Annotated in this window: 19 protein-coding genes, 1 rRNA gene and 1 pseudogene; 7 read left to right on the top strand and 14 right to left on the bottom strand. The window is 72.1% G+C overall.

Going from position 1 to position 22,773, the window contains the following annotated elements; genetic code table 11:
- Positions 1–9 precede the first annotated feature (9 nt).
- On the bottom strand, positions 10–1,533 hold the full coding sequence (locus ACZ6ZP_RS28815) for an APC family permease (RefSeq protein ID WP_361469873.1): 1,524 nt from the start codon (positions 1,531–1,533) through the stop codon (positions 10–12).
- 159 nt (positions 1,534–1,692) lie between these two features.
- Here ACZ6ZP_RS28815 and ACZ6ZP_RS28810 point away from each other — a divergent pair, with 159 nt between their 5' ends.
- Positions 1,693–3,336 (top strand): PucR family transcriptional regulator, encoded by a 1,644-nt coding sequence (locus ACZ6ZP_RS28810; RefSeq protein WP_361469871.1) that lies wholly within the window; start codon positions 1,693–1,695, stop codon positions 3,334–3,336.
- A gap of 17 nt (positions 3,337–3,353) precedes the next feature.
- Here ACZ6ZP_RS28810 and ACZ6ZP_RS28805 read toward each other — a convergent pair whose 3' ends face one another.
- The 3 genes from ACZ6ZP_RS28805 to recN all read right to left on the bottom strand — a co-directional run bounded on the left by ACZ6ZP_RS28805 (position 3,354) and on the right by recN (position 7,400).
- Entirely contained in the window at positions 3,354–4,499 is a 1,146-nt protein-coding gene (locus ACZ6ZP_RS28805) for a glycosyltransferase family 4 protein (protein ID WP_468614769.1), read from the bottom strand.
- A gap of 328 nt (positions 4,500–4,827) precedes the next feature.
- Positions 4,828–5,637, bottom strand: a complete 810-nt coding sequence (locus tag ACZ6ZP_RS28800; protein WP_469408904.1) for a hypothetical protein — start codon at positions 5,635–5,637, stop codon at positions 4,828–4,830.
- 35 nt (positions 5,638–5,672) lie between these two features.
- Complete coding sequence (recN, locus tag ACZ6ZP_RS28795) at positions 5,673–7,400, bottom strand: DNA repair protein RecN (protein ID WP_361469962.1); 1,728 nt, start codon at positions 7,398–7,400, stop codon at positions 5,673–5,675.
- Positions 7,401–7,608: 208 nt separating this feature from the next.
- Here recN and ACZ6ZP_RS28790 point away from each other — a divergent pair, with 208 nt between their 5' ends.
- Positions 7,609–8,958 (top strand): FtsX-like permease family protein, encoded by a 1,350-nt coding sequence (locus ACZ6ZP_RS28790; RefSeq protein WP_361469865.1) that lies wholly within the window; start codon positions 7,609–7,611, stop codon positions 8,956–8,958.
- Positions 8,959–9,096: 138 nt separating this feature from the next.
- Here the strand turns inward: ACZ6ZP_RS28790 and ACZ6ZP_RS28785 are convergent, their stop codons facing one another.
- The 3 genes from ACZ6ZP_RS28785 to ACZ6ZP_RS28775 are packed head-to-tail and all read right to left on the bottom strand — an operon-like array spanning position 9,097 to position 11,166.
- On the bottom strand, positions 9,097–10,002 hold the full coding sequence (locus tag ACZ6ZP_RS28785; RefSeq protein WP_351171187.1) for an NAD kinase: 906 nt from the start codon (positions 10,000–10,002) through the stop codon (positions 9,097–9,099).
- A gap of 11 nt (positions 10,003–10,013) precedes the next feature.
- Positions 10,014–10,829, bottom strand: coding sequence for a TlyA family RNA methyltransferase (locus ACZ6ZP_RS28780; protein ID WP_351171184.1), 816 nt, complete (start codon positions 10,827–10,829; stop codon positions 10,014–10,016).
- A gap of 7 nt (positions 10,830–10,836) precedes the next feature.
- Entirely contained in the window at positions 10,837–11,166 is a 330-nt protein-coding gene (locus tag ACZ6ZP_RS28775) for a hypothetical protein (RefSeq protein ID WP_351171181.1), read from the bottom strand.
- 42 nt (positions 11,167–11,208) lie between these two features.
- On the opposite strand from ACZ6ZP_RS28775, the gene ACZ6ZP_RS28770 reads away from it, so the two are divergent.
- Positions 11,209–11,556: an alkyl sulfatase C-terminal domain-containing protein gene (locus ACZ6ZP_RS28770; RefSeq protein ID WP_361469860.1), complete on the top strand. Its 348-nt coding sequence runs from the start codon at positions 11,209–11,211 to the stop codon at positions 11,554–11,556.
- Here ACZ6ZP_RS28770 and ACZ6ZP_RS28765 read toward each other — a convergent pair.
- From ACZ6ZP_RS28765 to ACZ6ZP_RS28755, 3 genes are read right to left on the bottom strand one after another with little or no spacing between them, the layout of a single operon-like run.
- A complete protein-coding gene (locus ACZ6ZP_RS28765) occupies positions 11,540–12,445 on the bottom strand; it encodes an ABC transporter ATP-binding protein (protein ID WP_351171175.1) in 906 nt (301 codons plus the stop codon). The genes ACZ6ZP_RS28770 and ACZ6ZP_RS28765 overlap by 17 nt on opposite strands.
- Positions 12,442–13,470: a FecCD family ABC transporter permease gene (locus tag ACZ6ZP_RS28760; RefSeq protein ID WP_351171172.1), complete on the bottom strand. Its 1,029-nt coding sequence runs from the start codon at positions 13,468–13,470 to the stop codon at positions 12,442–12,444. Before ACZ6ZP_RS28760 ends, ACZ6ZP_RS28765 begins: the two co-directional genes overlap by 4 nt.
- Positions 13,467–14,510: a FecCD family ABC transporter permease gene (locus ACZ6ZP_RS28755; RefSeq protein WP_351171169.1), complete on the bottom strand. Its 1,044-nt coding sequence runs from the start codon at positions 14,508–14,510 to the stop codon at positions 13,467–13,469. Before ACZ6ZP_RS28755 ends, ACZ6ZP_RS28760 begins: the two co-directional genes overlap by 4 nt.
- Before the next feature lie 53 nt (positions 14,511–14,563).
- Between ACZ6ZP_RS28755 and ACZ6ZP_RS28750 the strand changes: the two genes are divergently transcribed.
- Genes ACZ6ZP_RS28750 through ACZ6ZP_RS28740 form a run of 3 tightly spaced genes read left to right on the top strand, consistent with a single transcriptional unit; the run spans position 14,564 to position 17,480 of the window.
- Entirely contained in the window at positions 14,564–15,604 is a 1,041-nt protein-coding gene (locus ACZ6ZP_RS28750; RefSeq protein ID WP_469408899.1) for an ABC transporter substrate-binding protein, read from the top strand.
- Positions 15,604–16,647, top strand: a complete 1,044-nt coding sequence (locus ACZ6ZP_RS28745) for an ABC transporter substrate-binding protein (RefSeq protein ID WP_469408897.1) — start codon at positions 15,604–15,606, stop codon at positions 16,645–16,647. The genes ACZ6ZP_RS28750 and ACZ6ZP_RS28745 overlap by 1 nt, the downstream gene beginning before the upstream one ends.
- A complete protein-coding gene (locus ACZ6ZP_RS28740) occupies positions 16,647–17,480 on the top strand; it encodes a siderophore-interacting protein (protein WP_361469853.1) in 834 nt (277 codons plus the stop codon). Before ACZ6ZP_RS28745 ends, ACZ6ZP_RS28740 begins: the two co-directional genes overlap by 1 nt.
- A gap of 135 nt (positions 17,481–17,615) precedes the next feature.
- Here ACZ6ZP_RS28740 and ACZ6ZP_RS28735 read toward each other — a convergent pair whose 3' ends face one another.
- Positions 17,616–18,644, bottom strand: coding sequence for an HAD hydrolase-like protein (locus ACZ6ZP_RS28735; protein ID WP_469408896.1), 1,029 nt, complete (start codon positions 18,642–18,644; stop codon positions 17,616–17,618).
- 72 nt (positions 18,645–18,716) lie between these two features.
- On the opposite strand from ACZ6ZP_RS28735, the gene ACZ6ZP_RS28730 reads away from it, so the two are divergent.
- The gene (locus ACZ6ZP_RS28730) at positions 18,717–19,994 is read left to right on the top strand and encodes a DUF1015 domain-containing protein (RefSeq protein WP_469408895.1); all 1,278 of its coding nucleotides are present in this window, start codon (positions 18,717–18,719) and stop codon (positions 19,992–19,994) included.
- 79 nt (positions 19,995–20,073) lie between these two features.
- Here the strand turns inward: ACZ6ZP_RS28730 and ACZ6ZP_RS28725 are convergent, their stop codons facing one another.
- The 3 genes and pseudogenes from ACZ6ZP_RS28725 to rrf all read right to left on the bottom strand — a co-directional run bounded on the left by ACZ6ZP_RS28725 (position 20,074) and on the right by rrf (position 22,562).
- A complete protein-coding gene (locus ACZ6ZP_RS28725; protein WP_361469960.1) occupies positions 20,074–20,910 on the bottom strand; it encodes a tetratricopeptide repeat protein in 837 nt (278 codons plus the stop codon).
- Between the two features lie 135 nt (positions 20,911–21,045).
- A pseudogene (locus tag ACZ6ZP_RS28720) lies at positions 21,046–21,870 on the bottom strand (hypothetical protein); the annotation flags it as partial.
- 575 nt (positions 21,871–22,445) lie between these two features.
- Positions 22,446–22,562, bottom strand: a 5S ribosomal RNA gene (rrf, locus tag ACZ6ZP_RS28715).
- Between the last annotated feature and the right edge of the window lie 211 nt (positions 22,563–22,773).

Raw genomic sequence — 22,773 nt, 5'->3', positions numbered from 1 at the left:
CGAGGCCCTTCAGGTCCGGACGGCGACGGGTTTCCCGTCGCCGTCCGTGCGTTCGGCCGCGTCCTCCAGGACGATCCGGCCGATGATCTCGTAGCGGGCGGGGTGCCTGGCCTTCAGGTACAGGCCGAGGCCGAGCCCTCCGAAGAAGACGAGGCCGACGATCCACGGGATGGCCTTGAAGAACAGCGAGTCCGCCGCCGTGCCCGCCGCGGTGTCCATGTTGATCACCAGCAGGACGACGACGGCGATCATGCCGATGCCGCCGAGCAGCGGGGCGACCAGGGTCGTGAACCAGTGCCGGTCCTCGGGGTGGTTCCTTTGGAAGTAGCCGATCACGGCGAACGAGCAGAGGGTCTGCACGATGAGGATCGCCATCGTGCCGAGGATCGCGAGCAGCGTGTACAGGTGGATGTACGGGTCCTGGCCGGTGAGCCAGAACGCGCCGACCAGACCGACGGCGATCGCGGACTGGACGTAGGAGGCGATGTACGGGGAGCCGTGCCTGGGGTGCGTACGGCCCAGGCCCCGGTGCAGGAATCCCTCGCGCCCGATCGCGTACAGATAGCGCGAGGCGCACTGGTGGAAGGCCATGCCGCAGGCGAACGAGCCGGTGATCAGGAGCCATTGGAAGGTGTCGACCGCCCAGGCGCCGATGAAGGCGTGGGCCGGGTCGAAGAACAGGTCGAGCGGGCTCGTGGACTGCGAGACCTTCACCGAACCGGCCAGGCCGTTGCCGGCGATGGTCATCCAGGAGACGTAGATGTAGAACAGGCCGACGCCGACGACCGAGACGAGGGTCGCGCGCGGGATGACCTTCTTGGGGTTGCGGGACTCCTCGCCGTACATGGCGGTGGACTCGAAGCCGACCCAGGACCAGAAGGCGAAGAAGAGGCCGAGGCCGGCCGATGTGCCGGTGAAGGCGTTCTTCGGGTCGACCGGTTCGACGGGGATGCCGTCGGGGCCGCCGCCGTGGACCAGTACGGCGGTGGCGACGGCGAAGAGGACCGCGATCTCGGCGATCAGCATCACGCCGAGCGCCTTCGCGGTGAGGTTGATGTCGAAGTACGACAGGACGACGGTGACGGCGAGCATCGCGGCCGCGTAGAGGATCCACGGCAGGTCGGCGCCGAGCTGATCGTGGACGGTGGTCTTCGCGAAGTAGGCGAAGACGCCGACGATCGACGCCTCGAAGACGACGTAGGCGAGGACGGCGAGCATCCCGGACGCCATGCCCGCTATGCGGCCCAGGCCGTGCGAGATGTAGCCGTAGAAGGCGCCGGCGGCGGTGATCCGCTTGGCCATGGCGACGTAGCCGACCGAGAACACGGTCAGCACGAGCGTGGCGAAGAGATAGCCGGCCGGCGCTCCGGTGCCGTTGCCCGCGCCGACGGCGATGGGGAGGTTGCCGGTCATGGCCGTGATGGGCGCCGCGGTGGCGACCGCCATGAAGACGACGCCGACGAGGCCGACGGAGTTCGCCTTCAGGCGGTGGACCTCGGGGGAAGTGGACTGCTCTGGCATCTTCTCTGGCATGGCGGGCACCCTGCCGTGGAGTGACGTACGCCACAACCGACAAGGGGTAGCGCAATTGACGCCCCGGCGCGACGAGTTGTCGGGGTTTGAGCGGACCAGATCATTCCCGTGACCGGCCGGAGATGTTCCCGGAACGTATGCGCAGGTACCGTCCGCCCCATGGAAAGTCAGGGCACGCAGGGCACTCAGGGCGGCATCACCGTGCAACGTGCCCTGGAACTTCCGGGTCTGCGCGGCGGGCTCCCCGAAGTCGTCGCGGGCGCGGAGCGGCTGCAGCGCACGGTGCGGTGGGTGCACGCGGGCGAGGTGCCGAACATCGCCTCGCTCCTCAAGGGCGGCGAACTGCTCCTGACCACGGGCCTCGGACTGGGCGCACGCCCCGCCGAGCAGCGCGTCTTCGTGCGCAAGCTCGCCGAGCGCGGCATCGCGGCGCTCGTCGTCGAGCTGGGCCCGCGCTTCACGCGGCTGCCCGCGGCGATCGTGGAGACGGCGCGCGCGGCGGGCCTTCCGCTGGTGCAGCTGCACCGCGAGGTGCCCTTCGTGACGGTCACGGAGGAGGTCCACACCGAGATCGTCAACGGCCACTACGCCCTGCTCCAGCGGGCCGAGGAGGTCCACAGGCGCTGCACGGAGGCGCTGCTCGGCGGGGGCGGCGTGCCCCAGGTCCTCAATGTGCTCGCGGACTTCAGCGGCAACCCGGTCTTCCTGGAGACGCCGGACGGACAGCTCCTGTACGCCGCCGGGGCGGGCACCGAGTGCGCCGATCCCCTCCAGGTGTGGGAGGGACTGCGGGGCCGGACCGTCGACCGGGACGGGCCGCCCGCGGGCGCGCTGCTCGTGGACGTGCCGGGCGGCGGGCCAGGGTCGGGCTCGGTGCGCGCCCGGCTCGTACTGCTCGCCGTGGAGTCCGTGCTGCTTCCGGTGCACCGGATCGCGGCGGAGCGGGCCGCGGGGTCGCTCGCGGTGGTCCTGATGCAGGCCCGGCAGGAGGAGGAGCTCGCCGCGCGCGGCCGGGGCGACTTCCTGACCGACCTGGCGGAGGGGCGGATCAAGGCCGACGACGCGCCCGCCCAGGCGCGGGTGCTCGGCTTCAAGCCCGGCGAGAGTCCGCTGCTTCCGGTCGTGATGCGCCTTGCGGACGGACTGCCGCCCGGGGGTGGCTGGGCCGTGCTCGCGCGGGCGGTGGCGGAGGAGCTGGCGGCGGTGGGCGTGCCGGTGCTGCTCGGCGTGCGCCCGGTGGAGGGGCGCGTCCCCCTGCTGCTCGGGCTCCGTACGGAATCCGAACGCACCGCGGTGGCCGACCGGGTCGCCGCCGCGCTGCGGGCGGGCGTGGAGCGGGCGGGGATGCAGCGGGCCGGGGCGCTGCCGCCGGTCGTGGTGGTCGGGGTCGCGGGCGGCTGGGCCGCGGCATCGGCGGGCCTCAGACACGCGGCGGAGACGGCGACGGCCGCGCAGGGCCTGCCGGACCGCCCCTGGCACGACGCGCGGCGCCTGGACATCGACCTGCTGCTGTGGCGCCTGCACCACTACGACGACTCGGCGCTCGCGGCGTTCGTGGACCGCGCGATCGGCCCGCTGCGGACCCACGACCTGCGCTCGAAGCCACCGCTGCTGCCCACCCTGCAGACGTACCTGGCCCATGCGGGACGCAAGGCGGAGACGGCGCGCGAGCTGCACCTGAACCGGCAGACGCTCTACAACCGCCTCGCCAGGATCAGTGAACTCCTCGGCACGGACCTGGACGACCCGCAGACGGTCCTCGCGCTGAGCCTGGCGCTGCGCGCGCGAAGGCACGTGGCGTAGGGCCGCGCACCTCGGCGCTACATGGCGAACGGCTGCGTCAACTCGTCGTAGACGCTCAGGACTTGGGTGACCGTCTCGTCCTCGGTCGGCCAGGTCGCCGCCTGGGCCGTGCCCTTGTCCTTGAGCCGCTCCCTGAGGGCGGGGTCGGCGAGGAGGCGTGCGACGGCGGTGGCCAGGGCCTCGGCGTCGCCGTACGGGACGAGCGCCGCCGCGTCGCCGACCAGTTCGGGGATGCCGCCGACCGCGGTCGCGACGAGCGGCACGCGCGCGTGCAGGGCCTCCTGGGCGAGCACGGAGCGCGACTCCCAACTGCTGGGCAGCACCACGAGATCGGCCGCCGCGAGCATCTCGGGCACGTCGTCGCGCCGCCCGATGAGCTGAACCGGCAGGCCTTCGCTCTCGATACGACGCTGCAGGGCGCCACGCTCGGGCCCTTCACCGGCGATGACGAGGAGCGGCAGGGGGTCGAGGTGCCGCCAAGCGCGCGCCGCTTCGAGAAGGACGTCGTAGCCACGCTGCCGTTCGAGCGTGCCGACCGTGACGATCAACGGCCGTCCGACGGCTCCGAGTTCGGCCAGGGCCTTGTGCCGCAGCCCGTCGGCCTCGTCGGCCCCTTCGGACGCACTGGCCGCCGTGCGGGGCGCGGGGAGTGTGACGGGGGCGAGGCGGGCGTCCCGCGCGCCCCTGCTGCGGGCGCGGTCGACGAGGTCGGACGAGGTACCGAGGACCACGGCGGCGGCCTTGGCGACGCGCCGCTCCAGGAGCTGCAGGAGGTGGCCGCGCGCGCCTTCCGCGTGCGCGCGGGTGTGCCAGGTGACGACGAGGGGGGTGCGGCGGCCGGTGAGCGCGAGGGCGGCGCGGAGCGCGGCGTGCAGTCCGTGCGCGTGCACGAGGTCGGCGTCGGCGCAGGCCAGGCGGAGGGAGGCGACGGACGCGGGGTCGCTGCTGCGGGGCACGTGCACGTGCCGGGCGCCGGTGCCCGTCAGGTCGTAGGCGCCGGCCGCCTCGGAGGGGGCGCACACCGTGACCCGCACGCCGCGCGCCGCGAGGCCCGCGGCGAGCGACCTGACGTGGGCACTACTGCCCGCGCTGCCACCGCCCAGGACTTGCACGGTGTGCAGGGAGGTCTGACCGTGCGGTGAGTGGCTGCTCACGTGGCTCACGTAGCCGGGGCTCCTGGGTCGGCGTCGGGGGGCTGCGCCAAGGATGCCAGTCCGTACGGACGTTCCGGCACCGCCGAAAGGTCTCTTCCGTGTCGGGGCGGGCAACTCCCTGACCCGGATCACCCACAAGGGTGAGGACAACGGGGTTTCAACACCGCGGACGACCTGCGGTCCCCGCATCTTTGCAGCGTGTCTATGCCGCTGGGAAGCCTTTCCGAGCCTCGGCGTGGCCGACGTCGAGATGTGGCTGCGAGGTGGGGCACCGGGGGGCCGCTGCGGGGTATGTCGCCGAGAGGCCGCGAGGTACCTCGCCGTCGCCGGGAGACCGCTACGCAGCGAGGCGGCGGGGAGCCTTGGCCGGTCGGCCCAGGCTTCGCGCGGCCCCGCTGATTCGCTCGCCGTAGGCTGCCGCCGCCAGCAGGCCCGCCGCGTGGACGGCGAGGCCCGCGCGGCCGTTGCCCGTGGCGATGGCGGTGCCGAGCGCCGCGCCCAGGGCGTGCGCTCCCGCGTCGCCGATCATGGCGCGCTCCCCGATGTCCTCCGGGAGCACGGCCGCCGCCGCACCCACGGAGGCTGCGGAGAGGACACCCGCGGCGCCCTTGCGCAGCAGTCCCGGCGCCCCCAGCGCCACCACCGCTCCGGCGGCCCTTCCCGGGCGTACGTCCACGAGGTTGACGAAGTGGGCGGTGCCCGCGATCACGACACCCGCAAGGAGCTTGTCCACCGGCCGCTCCTTGAGCAGCGCGCCGGCGGCGAGACCCGCAGCGGAGATGCCGAACAACTTCACCGCCCCGCTGGTCACTTCGCCGTCCCGCAGCGCGCCGAGGTGCGCTCGGAAGCCCCGGCGCGGGTCGCCCTCCCCCGCCACATCGTCGTACGCCCCGCACGCCCCCGCCGCGAGCACGGCGAGCGCGGCGGCGGCGCGGGGCCGGGCGGGCAGCGCCACGGCTCCGGTCACCGCACCGAGGGCGGCGGCGGGACCGGTGTACAACTCCACCGTCCGCCCCGCGTAGTTCCTCCGCTGCCAGCGGCCCGGCCCGCCGGGAGCGCGTGAACGCAACCCGGTGGTGGCCGCGCGGGTGGCGGCGGCCGCGGCGAGCAGGGCGGTGAGGCGGCGGGGAGGCCTGCGGTCGATCATGCGGCCCAGCCCAGGACCGGGAGCACGACCGGCCCCTACCCGTCCCCCCGAGCCGTCGCCAGCAACTCCTCCGCATGGGCCCGCGCGGTCTCCGAGTCCTCCTGGCCCGCCAGCATCCGCGACAACTCCCGCACCCGGTCCTCCCCTTCGAGCACCAGGACCCCGGAGCGGGTGACGGACCCGTCGTTGGTCTTCTCGACCAGCAGCTGCCGGTCGGCGAACGCCGCCACCTGCGGAAGGTGCGTCACGACCACGACCTGCGCGGACTTGGCCAGCCTTGCGAGCCTGCGGCCGATCTCGACCGCCGCCTTGCCGCCGACGCCCGCGTCGACCTCGTCGAAGAGGTACGTCGGGACGGGGTCCGTGCCCGCGAAGACGACCTCGACGGCGAGCATCACGCGCGACAGCTCACCGCCGGACGCGCCCTTGGCGATCGGCCGCGGCGGGGCCCCCGGATGCGGTGCGAGGAGGAGTTCCACCTCGTCGACACCCGCCGGGCCGTACGCGACGAGGCGTCCGTCGACCGGCACGCCGTCCGCGCCCTCCGGCACCTCCGTGGCGGTGATGTCGATCGTCACGCGCGCGTGCGGCATCGCAAGCGAGGCCAGCTCCTCGGTGACGGCCGCCGCGAACCGCGACGCCGCCTCCTGCCGCGCGTCGGTCAACGCCTGCGCGAGTCCGGCCAGTTCGCTCCGGAGCGCGTCCCGCTCCGCGGTCAGCTCCTCCAGACGGTCGTCGTCGCCCTCGAGTTCGGTGAGCCGCGCGGCCCCCTCCTCGGCCCAGGCGAGCACGGTGTCGATGTCGGAGCCGTACTTCCGGGTCAGCTGGGTGAGCGCGGCCCGCCGCTCCTCCACCGCCGCCAGGCGCAGCGGATCGGCGTCCAGGTCATCGGCGTACCCGGCGAGCTCCCCCGCCACATCGCCCAGCAGGATCCCGATCTCGCCGATCCGCTCGGCCAGCGTGGCCAGGGCGGGGTCGTGCGAACGCACCGCTTCAAGAGCCCGGTGGGCGCCCGCGACCAGCGTCGTGGCGTCGACCCCCTCCGGGTCCTCGGGGTTACCCGCGAGGGCGGCGTGCGCGGACGTGGCGGCGGAGGCGAGCGCCTCCGCGTGGCCGAGGCGCTCGGCCTCGGCTGCCAGTTCGGTGTCCTCGCCCGCGAGCGGCTCCACTCCGGCGATCTCCTCGAGGCCGAAGCGCAGCAGATCGGCCTCCTGGGCCCGCTCACGCGCCCGCGTGGTGATCTCGTCGACCTCGGTCGTCACGGCCCGCAGCCTGCGGTACGCCGCCGTGTACTTGGCCAGCGGCACGGTGACCGCGTCGCCCGCGTAACGGTCGAGCGCGCCCCGCTGCCTGGCCGGCTTGAGCAGCCCCTGCTGGTCCGTCTGGCCGTGCACCGCGACGAGGTCGTCGGCGAGTTCGGCCAGCAGACCCACCGGCACCGACCGACCGCCCAGGTGCGCCCGGGATCTCCCCTCCGCCGAGACCGTACGACTGATCAGCAACGCCCCGTCGTCGAGTTCGGCCCCCGCCTCCTCGGCGCGCACGGCGGCCGAGGCGCCCGCGGGCACAGTGATCCGCCCCTCCACCACCGCCGCCTTGGCGCCGATCCGCACCAAAGCGGGATCCGCGCGTCCGCCGAGCAGCAGGCCAAGGCTGGTGACCACCATCGTCTTGCCCGCACCGGTCTCGCCGGTCACGGCGGTGAACCCCGGCGACAGCTCGACCACTGCGTCGTCGATGACTCCGAGCGACCGTATCCGCATCTCCTCCAACACGGACACGACCTTACGAGGTCATGGGCCAGGTGTGCGACGGGCCCTGGCCTCCCGCCGCCCTTCGTCCGCGAAGACGCAGGTGGCAAAGGCGGACCGAACGGACTCTGTCACCCGCAGGGGGGTGGGGATTTCCCCACCATGATCTTCCTGCCGGCCTCCTGGTGCGCGGGTGCCCCGGCACCTCAGTCTGATCGGTATGGGAACGGGACTGGCACAGGCGGCACTGCGGGCGCATCGCCCGGCGTTCGTAGGCACGGCCGTGGCCGCGCTCTTCGCGGCGACGGTGGTGAGCGCCTCGACGATGATGCTCGCCGCGACGGGCACCGACGGGCTCTCCGCGCGGGCCCGCAGGCAGATCAGCGAGAACGGCGTGGGCGACATGGCCGTCGTCCTGTTGATCGGTTCCATCTACATGTCGATATTCGTGGTCGCGTCGACGATGGGCACGGCCGTCACGCAGCAGCACCGCGAGCTGGCCCTGGTCCGTTCCATCGGCGCCAAGCCCCGCCAGATCCGCCGCGCGGTGGCCGTCCAGGCCCTCGTCGCGTCGATCCCGGCGGCCCTGGCGGGCTTCGTCGTCGGCGGCTTCGCGGCGCGGTGGTGGCACGCGGGCATGGTCGCGCACGGACTGCTGCCCGCCGAGGCGGACTTCCGGTTCGCCTGGCTCGCCCTGCCGGTGTGCCTGGGCGTGGCCGTGGTGACGACGACGCTCGCCGCGGTCCTCTCCTCGCTGCGGTTCTCGCTGCTGCGCCCGGCCCGCGCCCTGAGCGAGGCGGCGACCGGACGGCGGGGCCTTGGCATGCTCCGGGCGCCGCTCGGTCTGATCGCCGTCGCGGGGGCGGTCGCGGTCGCGGTGCTGCTGTCGAAGCAGCCTGCGGCCGAGGCGAGCGAGGGTGCGTTCCTCGTCCTGATCCTCTTCTGCGTCGGCGCGGGGCTGCTCGGCCCGCGGATCATCGGGCCCGCGGCCTGGCTGGTCTCCGCGCTGGTGGGCCGGCTGGGCAGCAGCGCGCGCCTGGCCATGCTCAACGTCCGCTCGCAGCCCCGCCGCTTCTCCGCCGCGGTCGTGCCGCTCGTCCTGGTCGTGGGCTTCGGCCTGACCAAGATCGGCATGCACACCACGGCGCAGCACCACACGGGTTCGGCGGGCAGCACGGGCGAGGTCTGGCTCGACTACGTGGGGACGGGGCTGTACGCGGGCTTCGCCGCCATCGCCGCGGCGAACACCCTCGCCATGATCTCCTTCGAGCGCCGCCGCGACGTCGCCCTGCTGCGGGTGGTGGGCAGCCAGTGCGCCCAGGTGCGGGTGATGGCGGCCTGGGAGGCCGTGGTCGTGGCGGGGACCGCGCTGCTGCTCGGCACCGCGATCGCGCTCGGCACACTGGCCCCGATCCTCAGCACGGCCTTCGGCTCGTCGCTCCCCCACCTGCCGTGGGGCGTACCCGCGGGGATCGCGGCGGGCACGTTGCTGCTCACGCTGCTGGCGACGGGGCTTCCGGTACTCGCGGTCATGCGGAAGCGGGCCATCTCCGTGGTCTGCTCCACGTAGAGGCGCGCGAGCAGCCGCCGAGGGGGCTGCGCCCCATCAGGGGCGCGGGGAACTGCGCCACCAGCCACGAGCTGCCCGCAGTGTCCCGCCCCCGCAGCCCACACGAACCACCCATCGGACCGCCCATCCAGCGGAGCGCTAGTGCGGCGCCCCGCGCCACCCCGAGACCGGCAGGGCGAACTTGGCCACGAGCCGGTCGGTGAACGAAGCGTGGTGCAGCCGCGCGAGCCGCACCGGCACCCCGCCCCTGCGCACCTCCACCCGCGCCCCCGGCGGCAGCTCCACGGTCCGCCGCCCGTCGCACCACAGCACCCCGTGCGGCGTGTGCTGCTGGACCTCGACGGCGAGCACCGAGTCCGGCGAGGTCACCAGGGGCTTGGCGAACAGGGCGTGGGCGCTGATCGGCACCATCAGGAGCGCCTCCACCTCCGGCCACACCACGGGCCCGCCCGCGGAGAAGGCGTACGCGGTGGAGCCGGTCGGAGTGGCGCAGACGATGCCGTCGCAGCCGAAGCCGGTGACCGGACGGCCGTCGATCTCCAGGACGACCTCCAGCATCCGCTCGGCCGACATCTTCTGCACGGCGGCTTCGTTGAGCGCCCAGTCACGGTGCACGACGTCGCCGTTGCTGTGCACGACGACGTCGATGGTCATCCGCTCCTCGACCTCGTAGGCCTTGGTGACCACCCGGTCGACGACCTTGTCCAGGTCGTCGCGCTCGGCCTCGGCGAGGAAGCCGACGCGGCCCAGGTTCACGCCGAGCATCGGCACCCCGGAGGCGCGGGCGAACTCGGCGCCGCGCAGCAGCGTTCCGTCGCCGCCGAGCACGACGAGCAGTTCACAGCCGTCGAGGCACTGCGGGGTGGCCTCCTTCACCGTGCCGACCTCGGGCGGCAGCGGCAGATCGGCCGCCTCCGCCTCCAGGACCCGTACGCCGATGCCGCTGCGCAGCAGCCCCTGGACGACGAGTTCGGCACTGCGGATGGCCGCGGGCCGTCCGGTGTGCGCGAGCAGGAAAACGGTACGAGCTCGGGTCTGGGTCACTCGGTCCTGAGTCAACGGGGCCCCTCCGCCACGGCACGGTCAACGTCCGCCGGGTCGAGTTCGGGCGCCCCGGCACGCAGCCACAGAAAGTACTCGACATTTCCGGAAGGCCCGGGCAGCGGGCTCGCAGTCACGCCACGCACACCGAGCCCGAGCCCCCATGCCTGGCGCGCCACACCGCGTACGGCGTCGGCCCGCAGTTCCGTGCTGCGCACGACACCGCCGGTGCCCAGGCGTTCCTTGCCGACCTCGAACTGCGGCTTGACCATCAGGACCAGGTCCGCGTCCGGCGCGGCGCACCGCACGAGGGCGGGAAGCACCAGGCCGAGCGGGATGAACGAGAGGTCGCCGACGACCAGGTCGACAGGGGTGCCGTCGATGGTCTCCAGCGTCAACTCCCGTACGTTCGTGCGGTCCTTGACGGTGACCCGGTCGTCGCTCTGCAGCGACCAGGCGAGCTGCCCGTACCCGACGTCCACGGCGACGACGCCCGAGGCACCGGCGCGCAGCAGCACATCGGTGAAGCCGCCGGTGGAGGCGCCCGCGTCGAGCGCGCGCCGCCCCTCGACGACCAGACCCTGCGGCACGAACGCGGCGAACGCGCCCGCCAGCTTGTGGCCGCCGCGCGAGACGTAGTCGGGATCGCTGTCGTCGGTCGCGACCACGATGGCTGCGGCGGTCTCCACCTGCGTCGCGGGCTTCGTCGCGGTGTTCTTGTCGACGGTCACCCGGCCTGCGGCGATCAGCTGGCTCGCGTGCTCGCGCGAGCGCGCCAGCTTGCGGCGGACCAGTTCGGCGTCGAGGCGGCGGCGTGCCACTCCTGCCACGTTCTGTTCAGCTCCTGTTGTACGGGGGTGAGTGCTGGGACGAAGCCGCGGGCGTCCCCATGGGCGAGGGCGCCGGCGGCCCGGGGCGTGCGTCGAGCGCGGTCAGCGCGTCCCGCAGTCCCCGGTGTACATCCTCGTACACCTCGATGTGGCCGTCCGTGGCGAGGTGGTCGGCGTCGCCGAGCCGCCGCAGCAGGCCGTCGACCTCCGCGTCACCGGTCGGGACACGCTCCACTCCCAGGGGCGCGGGCCCCACGGGGTCGTACGTCTCCGCCTCGGCCTCGGGGGCCAGGGGCTCCACCGGCTCAGGCTCGGGGCCCGGCATCGAGTCGTTCATGCCACGACGCTACCTCGAAGCGCTGCGGTACCGTCGATCACGATGGCGACGATCGAAGAGTGCCGTACGGCGCTCGACAAACTCAGCGACAACCTGGCGGGCGCCGAAGACGGCGTGCGCGGCGCTGCCGCGCTCGACCGCTCGTTGAGCTGCCGCATCACGGATCTCGACGTGACCTTCACGGGCCGCCTCCAGAACGGCCGGATCACGGTGCTCGACACGCATCCCGGCGCTCCTCGGGAGAAGGCCGAGATCCGCCTCGCCATGTCCGGCGACGACCTGGTGGCGCTGGTGGACGGCGAGCTGAACTTCGCGAAGGCCTGGGCCTCCGGCCGGGTCAAGCTGGAGGCGGGCCTGCGCGACATGCTCCGCCTCAGGTCGCTGCTCTAGCCCCCGCGTCGGCCACCGTCCCGGCCGCGGGCTTCTTGCGGCCACGGCGCGCCGCGGGCACCACCAGCGGTGTCCCCGACTCCGGGTCCTCGATGATCTGGCAGTCCATCCCGAAGGTGTCCCGCACCAGCTCCGTCGTGACGACGTCGGACGGCGCGCCCTCGGCCACGACCGCGCCGTCGCGCAGGGCGATGAGGTGAGTGGCGTACCGGGCCGCGTGGTTGAGGTCGTGCAGGACGGCGACCAGCGTGCGGCCCTGCTCCTCGTGGAGGTCGGCGCACAGGTCGAGCACGTCGATCTGGTGCTGGATGTCGAGGTACGTCGTCGGCTCGTCCAGGAGCAGCAGCGGGGTCTGCTGGGCGAGCGCCATCGCGATCCAGACGCGCTGGCGCTGTCCGCCGGAGAGTTCGTCGACATAGCGATCGGCCAGTTCGGCGACGCCGGTCGACGCCATCGACTCGCCCACGATCCGCTCGTCCTCCGCCGACCACTGCCGAAGCAGCCCCTGGTGGGGGTAGCGGCCGCGGGCCACCAGGTCGCCCACCGTGATCCCGTCGGGCGCGATCGAGGACTGCGGGAGCAGGCCGAGCGTCCGTGCCACCTTCTTCGCGGGCATCGACTGGATGACGCTGCCGTCCAGCAGGACACGGCCGGCCGAGGGCTTGAGCATCCGGGACAGGGCGCGCAGCAGGGTGGACTTGCCGCAGGCGTTCGGTCCGACGATCACCGTGAAGGAGTTGTCGGGTATCTCGACGGACAACTTCTCGGCGATGACGCGCTGGTCGTAGCCAAGGGTCACGTCGTCCGCGATGAGCCGGTTCACTGCGGCACGCTCCTGCCTGTCGGTGCTCTGAGAGGTGTTCGTGTTCGTGGCCGTGCGCGTCTTCATATGCGCCCCGCCTTGCGCTCGATGACCAGGAGCCACAGCAGATAGATGCCGCCGAGCACGCCGGTGACCACGCCGACGGGCAGCTGGTCGGCGCCGAAGGCCCGCTGCGAGGCCCAGTCCGCGACGATCAGCAGGGTGGCGCCCATGAACATCGCGGGCATCAGGTTGGGCCCAGGCGAGCGGGTGAGCCGCCTGGCCAGCTGCGGCGCGGTGAGCGCGACGAAGCTGACGGGGCCCGCCGCGGCGGTGGCGGCCGCGGTGAGCAGCACCGCCGAGGCCATCAGGACGATGCGGGTGCGCTCGACGGGCACGCCGAGCGCGTAGCCGACGTCGTCGCCCATCTCCAGCATCCGCAGCGGACGGGCGTAGGCCATGACGAGCGGCACGAGGATCGCACACAGGATGAGCAGCGGCCAGACCTGCTCCCAGTCCCGGCCGTTGAGCGAGCCGGTCATCCAGACGACGGCGCGCGCGGCGTCGACGAGGTCCGCCTTGGTGAGCAGATAGCCGTTGATCGCGGTGACGAAGGCGGAGACGCCGATGCCGACCAGGACGAACCGGAAGCCGTGCACCCCCCGCTTCCAGGCGAGCACGTAGATCGCGAAGCCGGTCACCAGACCGCCCACGAGGGCGCCGCCCGCGACCTGCGCCGCGCTGCCCTGGAAGAGGACGATCATGATGAGCGCCCCGGCGGTGGACCCCTGCCCGAGGCCGAGGATGTCCGGACTGCCCAGCGGATTCCGCGAGATGGACTGGAAGATCGCGCCGCCGAGTCCGAGCGCGGCCCCCACCAGGAGGCCGACGATGACCCGCGGAAGCCGCAGGTCGTTGATGATGAACTCCTGCCCGGCGTCTCCGTTGCCGAGCAGGGTGCGGATGACGTCGGCCGTGGGGATGTAGAAGTCGCCGGTGCCGATCAGGACGACGCTCGCAGCGAGCGCGGCCACGATGAGCACGGCGACGACCACGGCCGTGCGGACGTCGAGGCGGAAGCTGAGCCCGCCCCGGGTGCGTATCGCCTTCACAGCTGAGCCAGCCTCCGCCGTCGTACGAGAAAGATGAAGACCGGTGCCCCGATCAACGCGGTGATGATGCCGACCTGCAGTTCCGCGGGCCGCGCGACGACGCGTCCGATGACGTCGGCGCCGAGCAGCAGCACCGGCGAGAGGATCGCCGCGTACGGCAGGATCCAGCGCATGTCGGGTCCGGTGAAGGAGCGCACGACGTGCGGCACCATCAGGCCGACGAACATGATGGGCCCGCAGGCCGCGGTCGCGGCCCCGCAGAGCAGGGTCGCGGCGGCCATGGACAGGGCGCGGGTGCGGTTGAGATGGGCGCCGAGCGCGCGGGCGGTGTCGTCGCCCATGGCCATGGCGTTGAGCGGCCGTGCGAGGCCGAGGGCGAGCACGATGCCGATCACAAGGAAGGGCAGGACCTGAAGGATGGTCTCGGTCTTGGCCGAGGCCAGGGAGCCGACCGTCCAGAAGCGCATCTTGTTGAGCGCGGCGTTGTCCGTGATCATCACGGCCTGGAGATAGCCGTAGAGCGCGGCGCTCATCGCGGTTCCGGCGAGCGCGAGGCGCACCGGGGTCGCGTTGCGCGTGCCGCCGAGGACGTAGACGGCGGCGCCGACGACCGCCGCTCCGGCGAAGGCGAACCACACGTAGCCGCTCAGCGAGGTGACGCCGAAGAAGCTGATGGCGGTGACGACGGCGGCCGAGGCGCCGAGGTTGATGCCGAGCAGTCCCGGGTCGGCCAGCGGGTTGCGCGTCAGCGCCTGGAGGACGGCGCCGGCCAGGCCCAGGGCCACACCGACGAGCACGCCGAGCAGCGTCCGCGAGAGCCGCTCCCCGACGACGACATCGCCGTACGTCCCGGTGTCCTGGAAGAGACCGTGCCAGACCTGGTCGAGGGACATCTGTTTGGCACCGACCGCGATGCTCGCCACGACGACGAGCAGCAGCACACAGACCGAGACGAGGAGCCCGGCGCTGCGTATCGCACGGCGGTTGGGTGGCGCGGGGGCGGTCTCCGCGCTGGCTTCGGGGGGACTGTCGACCAACACCAGGTTAGGTTAGCCTACCCTCGCACTTGACTTCGACGAGAGAAGCACCACCGATGCGTGCCCGCCGCCCGATACCTCCCGCCCTGACCCGTCGTGGTCTGCTCGGTGCGGGCGGCGCCCTCGGTGTCGGCGGACTCCTGACAGCATGCGGCGGAGGCGGCGACGGCGCGAAATCGTCAGGCGGAGGCTCGGCCTGGAGCTTCGGGGACGACCGCGGAACCACCGCGAAGGCCGCGAACCGCCCGCGCCGCATCGTCGCCTACATCGGCGCCGCCGCCGCGCTGCACGACCTCGGCGTCGAGTGCACCGGCGTCTTCGGCCCGACGAAGCTGAAGAACGGCGAACCCGACGTACAGGCCGCCGACCTCGATGTCGACAAGGTGACCGTCATCGGCAACACCTGGGGCGAGTTCAGCATCGAGAAGTACGCGAAGCTCCGCCCCGAGCTCCTCGTCAGCACGATGAACGCGTCACCGACGCTCTGGTACGTCCCCGAGGAATCCGCCAAGAAGATCACCTCGCTCGCACCCACCGTCGGCATCCTCACCGGCAGGACCTCCCTGACCCAGGCGATCGGCCGCTTCGCCGAACTCGCCGCATCCCTCGGCGCCGACCTCGCGGCGGAGAAGGTCACCGCCGCGAAGAAGCGCTTCGAGGCGGCCAACGAGACCCTGCGCAGGTCCGCGAAGGCGGCGAAGGCCCGAGGCGGCCTCAAGGTCATGGCGGTCTCTGCGCAGGCCGACCTGCTCTACGTGGGCGATCCGGCCGACTTCACCGACCTGCGCCACTACGCCGACCTGGGCGTCGAGTTCGTCACCCCGGCGAAGACGGCCAAGGGCGGCTTCTTCCAGGAGCTGGGCTGGGAGAACGCCGACAGGTACGCGGCGGATCTGATCCTCGTCGACGGACGGACGGGCAACCTCCAGCCCGCCGAGCTCAAGAAGTCCAAGCCCACCTGGGCGAAACTCCCCGCGGTCGGGGCCGGCCAGGTCATCTCCTGGCACAACGAGGCCCAGTTCAGTCACGCCGGCTACGCGCCGCTCATCGAGCGGCTCGCGGCAGCCGTCGACAAGTCGAAGAAGGCGGCAGCCTGATGTCCACCACCCACCGCCCCCTCGCCTCCAGAGGCATGTCCCGCCGCGGCCTGCTCGCCTCCGGCGGCGCCCTCGGCATCGGCGCCCTGCTCAGCGCCTGCGGGAGCGACGAGAGGTCCGGGAAGAAGAGCGCGGGCTCCAGCGCGGGCTCCAAGCCCTGGAGCTTCAAGGACGACCGCGGCAGGACCGCCAAGGTCGACCACACCCCGAAGAACATCGTCGCCTACGTCAGCACGGCGGCCGCCCTGCACGACTACGGCATCGAGTGCACCGGCGTCTTCGGCCCCTCCAAGCCGGTGGACGGCAAGCCCAACCCGCAGGCGGGCGACCTCGATGTCGACAAACTGACCAGCCTGGGCCAGTCCTTCAACCAGTTCAACATCGAGAAGTACGCGGGCCTGGACCCCGACCTCCTGATCAGCAACATGTTCCCGCCGCCCGCCCTCTGGTTCGTCCCCGAGGACAGCACCAAGAAGATCGAGGCTCTCGCGCCCACCGTCGGCATCAAGGGCGCCCGGACCTCGCTCCTGGACCCGCTGAAGCGCTACACCGAGCTCGCCGAAGCCCTCGGCGCGGACCTGGAGACGGCGAAGGTGAAGGCCGCCAAGGCCCGCTTCGACAAGGCCGAGCGCCGGCTGCGCAAGGCGGCGAAGGCCAACCCCGGCCTGAAGGTCCTCGCGATGACCGGCGACGCCGACCAGTTCTACGTCGCCGTGCCGGACTCCTACTGCGACCTGAACTACTTCAAGGACCTCGGCGTCGAGTTCGTCGAGGGCAAGAAGGTCGACGAGTGGGGCTTCTGGGAGTTCCTCAGCTGGGAGAACGCCGACAAGTACCACGCCGACCTGATCATGATCGACAACCGTGAGTCCGCGCTGACCCCCGGGCAGCTCGCGGAGAAACCCACCTGGGAGCTGCTCCCCGCCGTCAAGGCCGATCAGACCGTGCCCTGGTCGATGGAGGAGCGCTACAGCTACGCCGGCTACGCACCCGTGCTCGAACGACTCGCCACCGCCATCGAGAAGTCGAAGAGGCTCACCTGATGACCGCATCCCCGTACCACTTCTTCGATGTCCACGTACTGCGCACCGAGTACGTCACCCCGTCCATGATCCGCGTGGCCCTCGGCGGCGCCGACCTGGCGCGGATGGCCTCGGCGGGCCGCGACCAGCGCATCAAGGTCTTCCTGCCGCACCCGGGCCAGGACGCCCCGGTGATGCCGGACACCACCGGCGGGGACGCGGCCGACTGGTACGCCGACTGGTGCGCCCTCGATCCCGACGTCCGGGGCATCATGCGCACCTACACCACGCGTGAACTGCGCCGCGATCCGGACGAGTTGATCGTCGACTTCGCGGTCCACGGCGCGACGCCCTCGCCTTCCGACGGCCCGGCCACCAGCTGGGCGCGGTCCGCGGGGCCCGGCGCCCGCATCGGCGTGCTCGCCCCGATCGAGGACGAGAACGGCGCGTACGACTTCAGGCCGCCGCAGGACACCGACTGGGTCCTCCTGACCGCCGACGAGTCGGCGCTCCCGGCGGTGGCGGCCATCCTCGAGACGCTCCCGCCGGCCACGCCGACCCGCGTCTGGATCGAGGTGCACGACCTCGCGGACCAGCAGGAGCTGCCCACGAAGGCCGACGCCGAGATCACCTGGCTCACGCAGGAGGGCTCGACGACGTCGGCGATCCGCGCCGCGGAGCTGCCTTCGGGCACCCCGTACGCATGGGTCACGGGCGAGTCCGCCACGGTCAAGGCGGTCCGCCGCCACTTGGTGAGCGACCGCGCCTTCGACCGCAAGCGGATCTCGTTCTCCGGCTACTGGCGCAAGGGCACCACCACGGACGAGCTGATCGACCGCAACGAAACGGCCTGACCTGGCCCCTGCGCCGCCGGAGCCCCGACCACATGCCGGTCGGGGCTTCGCCGTGCGGCGGGCAAGCGTGGGGCGGGCAAGCGTGCGTGCGTGCGTGCGTGCGGGCAAGCGTACGGGCGGGCAGGCCCGGGAGAGCTACACCCCCAGGCGCGACAACGCCTTCTCCCCGTCCAGCGCGCACGCCCCGTCCCCCGCCTCCGTCCACGCCGCCGCGCACAGCGCCCGCAGCCCGTCCATCGCGTCGCCCTCGCCGTCGAGCACCAACTCCTGCCCCCGCGCCGACGCCGTCCACCCGCCGCAGCCGAAGCCGCCCTCCGCCGGGGTCACTTCGGGCTGACCGGTGAGCATGCCGCGCAGGTCCGCGTCCACGTACGTGGGGCGGTGCTCGGGCGGGGCCGCGAGCAGCTGGGCGCCGTCCGTGACCCCGGTCAGGACGAGCAGCGAGTCCACCTCGCCGTTGAACGCGCCCTCGATGTCCGTGTCGAGCCGGTCCCCCACGACCAGCGGCCGCTCGGCGCCCGTCCGCAGGATCGTCTCGCGGTGCATCGGCGGCAGCGGCTTGCCCGCCACCTGCGGCTCCGCGCCCGTCGCGATGCGTACGACCTCGACCGCGGCGCCATTGCCGGGCGCGATGCCCCGCGCACCGGGAATCGTCAGGTCCGTGTTGGACGCGAACCACGGCACCCCGCGCGCGATCGCGTAACAGGCCTCGGCGAACCGCCCCCACGCCATGTCCGGACCGCCGTACCCCTGCACGACCGCCACCGGACCGTCGTCCGCCGACTCCACCGGCTCGAGCCCACGCTCCCGCAGCGCGACCCGCAGCCCCTCGCCGCCGACCACCAACACCCGCGCGCCCGCGGGCACTTGCTCGCTCACCAGGCGCGCCGCCGCCTGCGCGGACGTGATGACGTCCGCGGCACCGGTCCGGATGCCGAGCTCCGTCAGATGTTCGGCCACCGCGTCCGGCGTACGCAGCGCGTTGTTCGTCACGTACGCGAGATGCATGCCGCCCGCGCGGGCCGTCCCCAGCGACTCGACGGCGTGCGCGATCGCGTGACCGCCCGCGTACACCACCCCGTCCAGGTCGAGCAGCGCCGTGTCATAGGCCTCGCTCAGCACATTTCGGCTGCCTTCGGGCCGTGTCCTGATGGTCTGGCTCATTACACATCGCTCCTCTGTCGATCTCACTCCCCCGATCATCGCTCATGCCACGGACACACATACGATGCAGCAATGAACACAGCGGGTCACACCGACGACCAAGGCCTCGACCTGATCCCGTTCCGAGGCGTGCGCTACGTCCCCGAGCAGGTCGGCAGCCTTGCCGCCGTGACGTCGCCGCCGTACGACGTGGTCGTACGGCCCGACGGCCTGCTGCACCTGGAGTCCGCCGACCCGCACAACATCGTCCGGCTGATCCTCCCCCAGGCCATAACCCCGGCGGCCCGCAACGAACAGGCGGCCGAGACCCTGCACGCCTGGCTCTCCCGGGGCATCCTCGCGCCCGACCCGGAGCCCAGCCTCTACGTCTACGAGCAGCGCGACGCCGGAATCCTCCAGCGCGGCATCATCGGCGCACTGCGCCTGTCGGAGGCGGCGGACGGCATCGTCCTGCCCCACGAGGGCGTCATGTCCCACGTCGTGGAGGACCGCGCGGGTCTGATGCGCGCGACGAGCGCCAACCTCGAGCCGCTGCTCCTGACCTACCGCTCGAACGGCGACGCCACGGGCGCGACGGCCGTCGTCGAGCGCACCGTGGTGACCGAGCCCCTCCTGTCGACGACCACGGAGGACGGCTTCCACCACCGCCTGTGGGCGGTCACGGACCCCGCCGACATCGCCGAGATCCAGTCAGATCTCTCGCACCACCAGGCCCTGATCGCGGACGGGCACCACCGCTGGGCGACCAGCCTCCGGCTGCGCTCCGAACACACGACGGCCGGCCCCTGGGACTACGGCCTTGTCCTCCTGGTGGACACCGTCCACTACCCCCTCCGGGTCCGCTCCATCCACCGCTACCTGCACCGCCTCCCGGTCCCCGACGCACTCGCGGCCATCAAGGAATCCTTCCGCGTACGCGCCGTCGACGGCCCCTTGCCGAACGCCCTCGAAGCCCTGGGCGAGGCCGCGGCCGAGAGCAACGCCTTCCTCCTCGCGGGTGACGGCGGCTTCCACCTCATCGACCGCCCGTCCCCGGACCTCCTCGCCCGTACGATTCCGGCCAACCCTCCGGAGGCTTGGCGCACCCTGGACGCGACGGTCCTGCACGCCACGCTCCTGGACCACATCTGGCAGATCCCGGACGCCCCGGAGCACATCGCGTACATCCACGACACCGCGGCGACCGTGGAGAAGGCGGAACGCGACGGCGGTACGGCCGTCCTGATGCACCCGGTCCGCGAAGAGGTCGTACGCGACCTGGCCCGTCAGGGGGTCACGATGCCCCGCAAGTCCACGTCCTTCGGCCCGAAGCCGGCATCGGGCCTGGTCCTGCGCAGCCTCGACTTCTGAACCTCGCGCAGAGCGCACATACGACAACGGGCGGGACCCCTGGTGGGGTCCCGCCCGTTGTCTGCGACTAGGTCAACGCTCAGACCTTGCGGTCTTCGTCGTCTTCTTCATCGTCTTCTTCATCGTCGTCCAGGTCACTCTCGTCCTCGTCCTCGTCCTCGTCGTGCTCCTCCTGGACGGGGGTGGCAGGCGTGACGTCGCCGACCACGGGCTCCGCGACCGGCGCCACCTCGTCGTCGTCCATCACGTCGACGAACTCGACGCCGTCCAGCTCGGCGAGACGGTCCGACGCGTCGGTGCTGCCGTCCTTGTCGGACTCGATGACCTTCGCGAACCACTCGCGCGACTCGTCCTCACGCCCGGCGGCGAGCAGCGCGTCGGCGTACGCGTACCGCAGTCGCGCGGTCCAGGGCTGGACGGAGTTCGACCCGAGCTCGGGACCCTGCAGGGTGACGATGGCGGCATCGATCTGCCCCAGGTCACGCCGCGCGCCGGCGGCGACGAGACGCATCTCGACCTGCCCCGGCTTGTCCAGCTTCTGCACCTCGGGCGCACCGGCCATGTCCAGCGCCTTCTCGGGCCGGCCAAGACCGCGCTCGCAGTCCGCCATGACGGGCCAGAGCTCGACGCTGCCGGTCATCCGACGGGCGGCACGGAACTCGGACAGCGCCTCGCTGTACTTCTGGGTGGCGTACGCGGCGAAGCCGGCGGCCTCCCGTACGGCGGCGACGCGCGAGGCGAGCCGCAGCGCGATCCGCGCGTAGGCGTACGCCTGCTCGGGGTCGTCGTCGATGAGGTTGGCGACCATCACCAGGTTCCTGGCGACGTCCTCAGCGAGCCCCTTGGGAAGGCTCTGCAGCTCCTGCTGTACGTCCTTGTCGATCTCGTGGCCCGTGACGTCGTCCGGGATCGGCAGCCGCTTGATGGGCTCGCGCTCACGGTCGTCACGTCCGCGGTACCCACCGCGGTCGCCGTCACGCCGGTCGTCGCGCCCACGGAACCCGCCACCGCCACGGCTGTCGTCACGCCGCGGTCCACGGTCGTCACGCCCACGGAAGCCACCACGGTCACCACCGCGATCGCCGCCACCACCACGGTTGTCATCACGACGGAACGCGGGACGGTCGCCCCCGCGGTCGCTGCCACGGTCATCACGCCGGAAGCCACCACGGTCACCACCGCGGTCGTCACGCCGGTCGTCACGGCGGAACGGGGGACGGTCGCCGCCACCACGGTTGTCGTCACGCTGGAAAGCAGGCCGGTCGCCACCACGGGGTCGGTCGTCGCGCCGATCGTCACGGCGGTCGTCGCGCCCACGGAAGCCACCCCGGTCACCACCGCGATCGCCGCCACCACCACGGTTGTCGTCGCGACGGAAACCACCGCGGTCTCCACCGCCACGGTTGTCGTCGCGCTTGAAGCCCGGACGGTCGCCGTCACGACGGAACGCGGGACGGTCGCCGCCACCACGGTTGTCGTCACGACGGAAGCCGCCACGGTCGCCACCGCGGTCGTCACCGCGGTCGTCACGACGGTCATCCCGCCGGTCGTCACGACGGAAGGGCGGACGGTCGCCGCCACCACGGTCGTCACGGCGCGGAGCGCCGGAGGTCGAGCGGTCATCACGACGGAACGGAAGACGGTCACCGCCGCCGCCACGGTCCTCACGGCGCGGAGCACCAGAGGTCGAGCGGTCATCACGACGGAACGGAGGACGATCGCCGCCACCACGGTCGTCACGCCCGCGGTAGCCGCCCCGGTCGCCACCGCCACCACGGTTGTCGTCGCGGCGGAAACCGCCACGGTCGCCACCGCCGCCACGGTTGTCGTCACGACGGAACGCGGGACGGTCACCGCCGCCACGGTCGTCACGACGCGGAGCGCCGGAGGTCGAGCGGTCGTCACGACGGAACGGAGGACGATCGCCGCCGCCGCGGTTGTCATCGCGGCGGAAACCGCCACGGTCACCGCCACCACCACGGTTGTCGTCACGGCGGAAGCCACCGCGGTCACCGCCACCACCACGGTTGTCGTCACGACGGAAACCGCCACGGTCACCGCCACCACCACGGTTGTCATCGCGACGGAAGCCACCGCGGTCACCACTGCCACCACGGTTGTCGTCACGACGAGGGGCGCCCCGGTCACGGTCGTCACGGCGGGGGCCACCGGAGGTGGGGCGGTCGTCGCGGCGGAACGGAGGACGCCCACCGCCACTGCGGTCGTTGTCGCGACGCGGTGCGCCGCCACGGTTTCCGCCCCGGTCGCCACCGTCCCGGCCGCGCTGCTCGCGCTCCGGTCGCTCGTCGGGAGAGTTGGTGGACATCGGTGACTCCTAGTCTTCGGTACCGCAGTCATTCTTGCGCAGCCGGGTAGCCGGCGCGCTTCGACAAAACAAAAAGGACCCCTGGTCCCAGCGTGGACGCTGGGACCAGGGGTCCTCCAAAGATTGTTCGGCGGCGTCCTACTCTCCCACAGGGTCCCCCCTGCAGTACCATCGGCGCTATGAGGCTTAGCTTCCGGGTTCGGAATGTAACCGGGCGTTTCCCTCATGCTATGACCACCGAAACCCTATGAAATATCCCGCCGCAAAGCGGGATCTCAAACAGGGCAGCGAACAAGCACACTCTTCAATTAAGTGGTGTAGCTGTTCAGCCGACACAACTGTTCGTTGTTTCAGAACTAACACAGTGGACGCGAGCAACTGAGGACAAGCCCTCGGCCTATTAGTACCAGTCACCTCCACCCGTTGCCGGGCTTCCAGATCTGGCCTATCAAC

This window comes from Streptomyces sp. NPDC054047, from assembly GCF_055585065.1.
This window is presented reverse-complemented; position numbering and strand designations above follow the sequence as displayed.

Excerpts from the sequence above, each read along its gene's own strand:
- ACZ6ZP_RS28790 (WP_361469865.1), top strand. The coding sequence starts at position 7,609 with ATGGGAACGGGACTGGCACAGGCGGCACTGCGGGCGCATCGCCCGGCG.
- ACZ6ZP_RS28740 (WP_361469853.1), top strand. The coding sequence starts at position 16,647 with ATGACCGCATCCCCGTACCACTTCTTCGATGTCCACGTACTGCGCACC.
- ACZ6ZP_RS28810 (WP_361469871.1), top strand. The coding sequence starts at position 1,693 with ATGGAAAGTCAGGGCACGCAGGGCACTCAGGGCGGCATCACCGTGCAA.
- ACZ6ZP_RS28770 (WP_361469860.1), top strand. The coding sequence starts at position 11,209 with ATGGCGACGATCGAAGAGTGCCGTACGGCGCTCGACAAACTCAGCGAC.
- ACZ6ZP_RS28775 (WP_351171181.1), bottom strand. The coding sequence starts at position 11,166 with ATGAACGACTCGATGCCGGGCCCCGAGCCTGAGCCGGTGGAGCCCCTG.
- ACZ6ZP_RS28750 (WP_469408899.1), top strand. The coding sequence starts at position 14,564 with ATGCGTGCCCGCCGCCCGATACCTCCCGCCCTGACCCGTCGTGGTCTG.
- ACZ6ZP_RS28730 (WP_469408895.1), top strand. The coding sequence starts at position 18,717 with ATGAACACAGCGGGTCACACCGACGACCAAGGCCTCGACCTGATCCCG.
- ACZ6ZP_RS28800 (WP_469408904.1), bottom strand. The coding sequence starts at position 5,637 with ATGATCGACCGCAGGCCTCCCCGCCGCCTCACCGCCCTGCTCGCCGCG.
- ACZ6ZP_RS28815 (WP_361469873.1), bottom strand. The coding sequence starts at position 1,533 with ATGCCAGAGAAGATGCCAGAGCAGTCCACTTCCCCCGAGGTCCACCGC.
- recN (WP_361469962.1), bottom strand. The coding sequence starts at position 7,400 with ATGCGGATACGGTCGCTCGGAGTCATCGACGACGCAGTGGTCGAGCTG.
- ACZ6ZP_RS28745 (WP_469408897.1), top strand. The coding sequence starts at position 15,604 with ATGTCCACCACCCACCGCCCCCTCGCCTCCAGAGGCATGTCCCGCCGC.
- ACZ6ZP_RS28765 (WP_351171175.1), bottom strand. The coding sequence starts at position 12,445 with ATGAAGACGCGCACGGCCACGAACACGAACACCTCTCAGAGCACCGAC.
- ACZ6ZP_RS28735 (WP_469408896.1), bottom strand. The coding sequence starts at position 18,644 with ATGAGCCAGACCATCAGGACACGGCCCGAAGGCAGCCGAAATGTGCTG.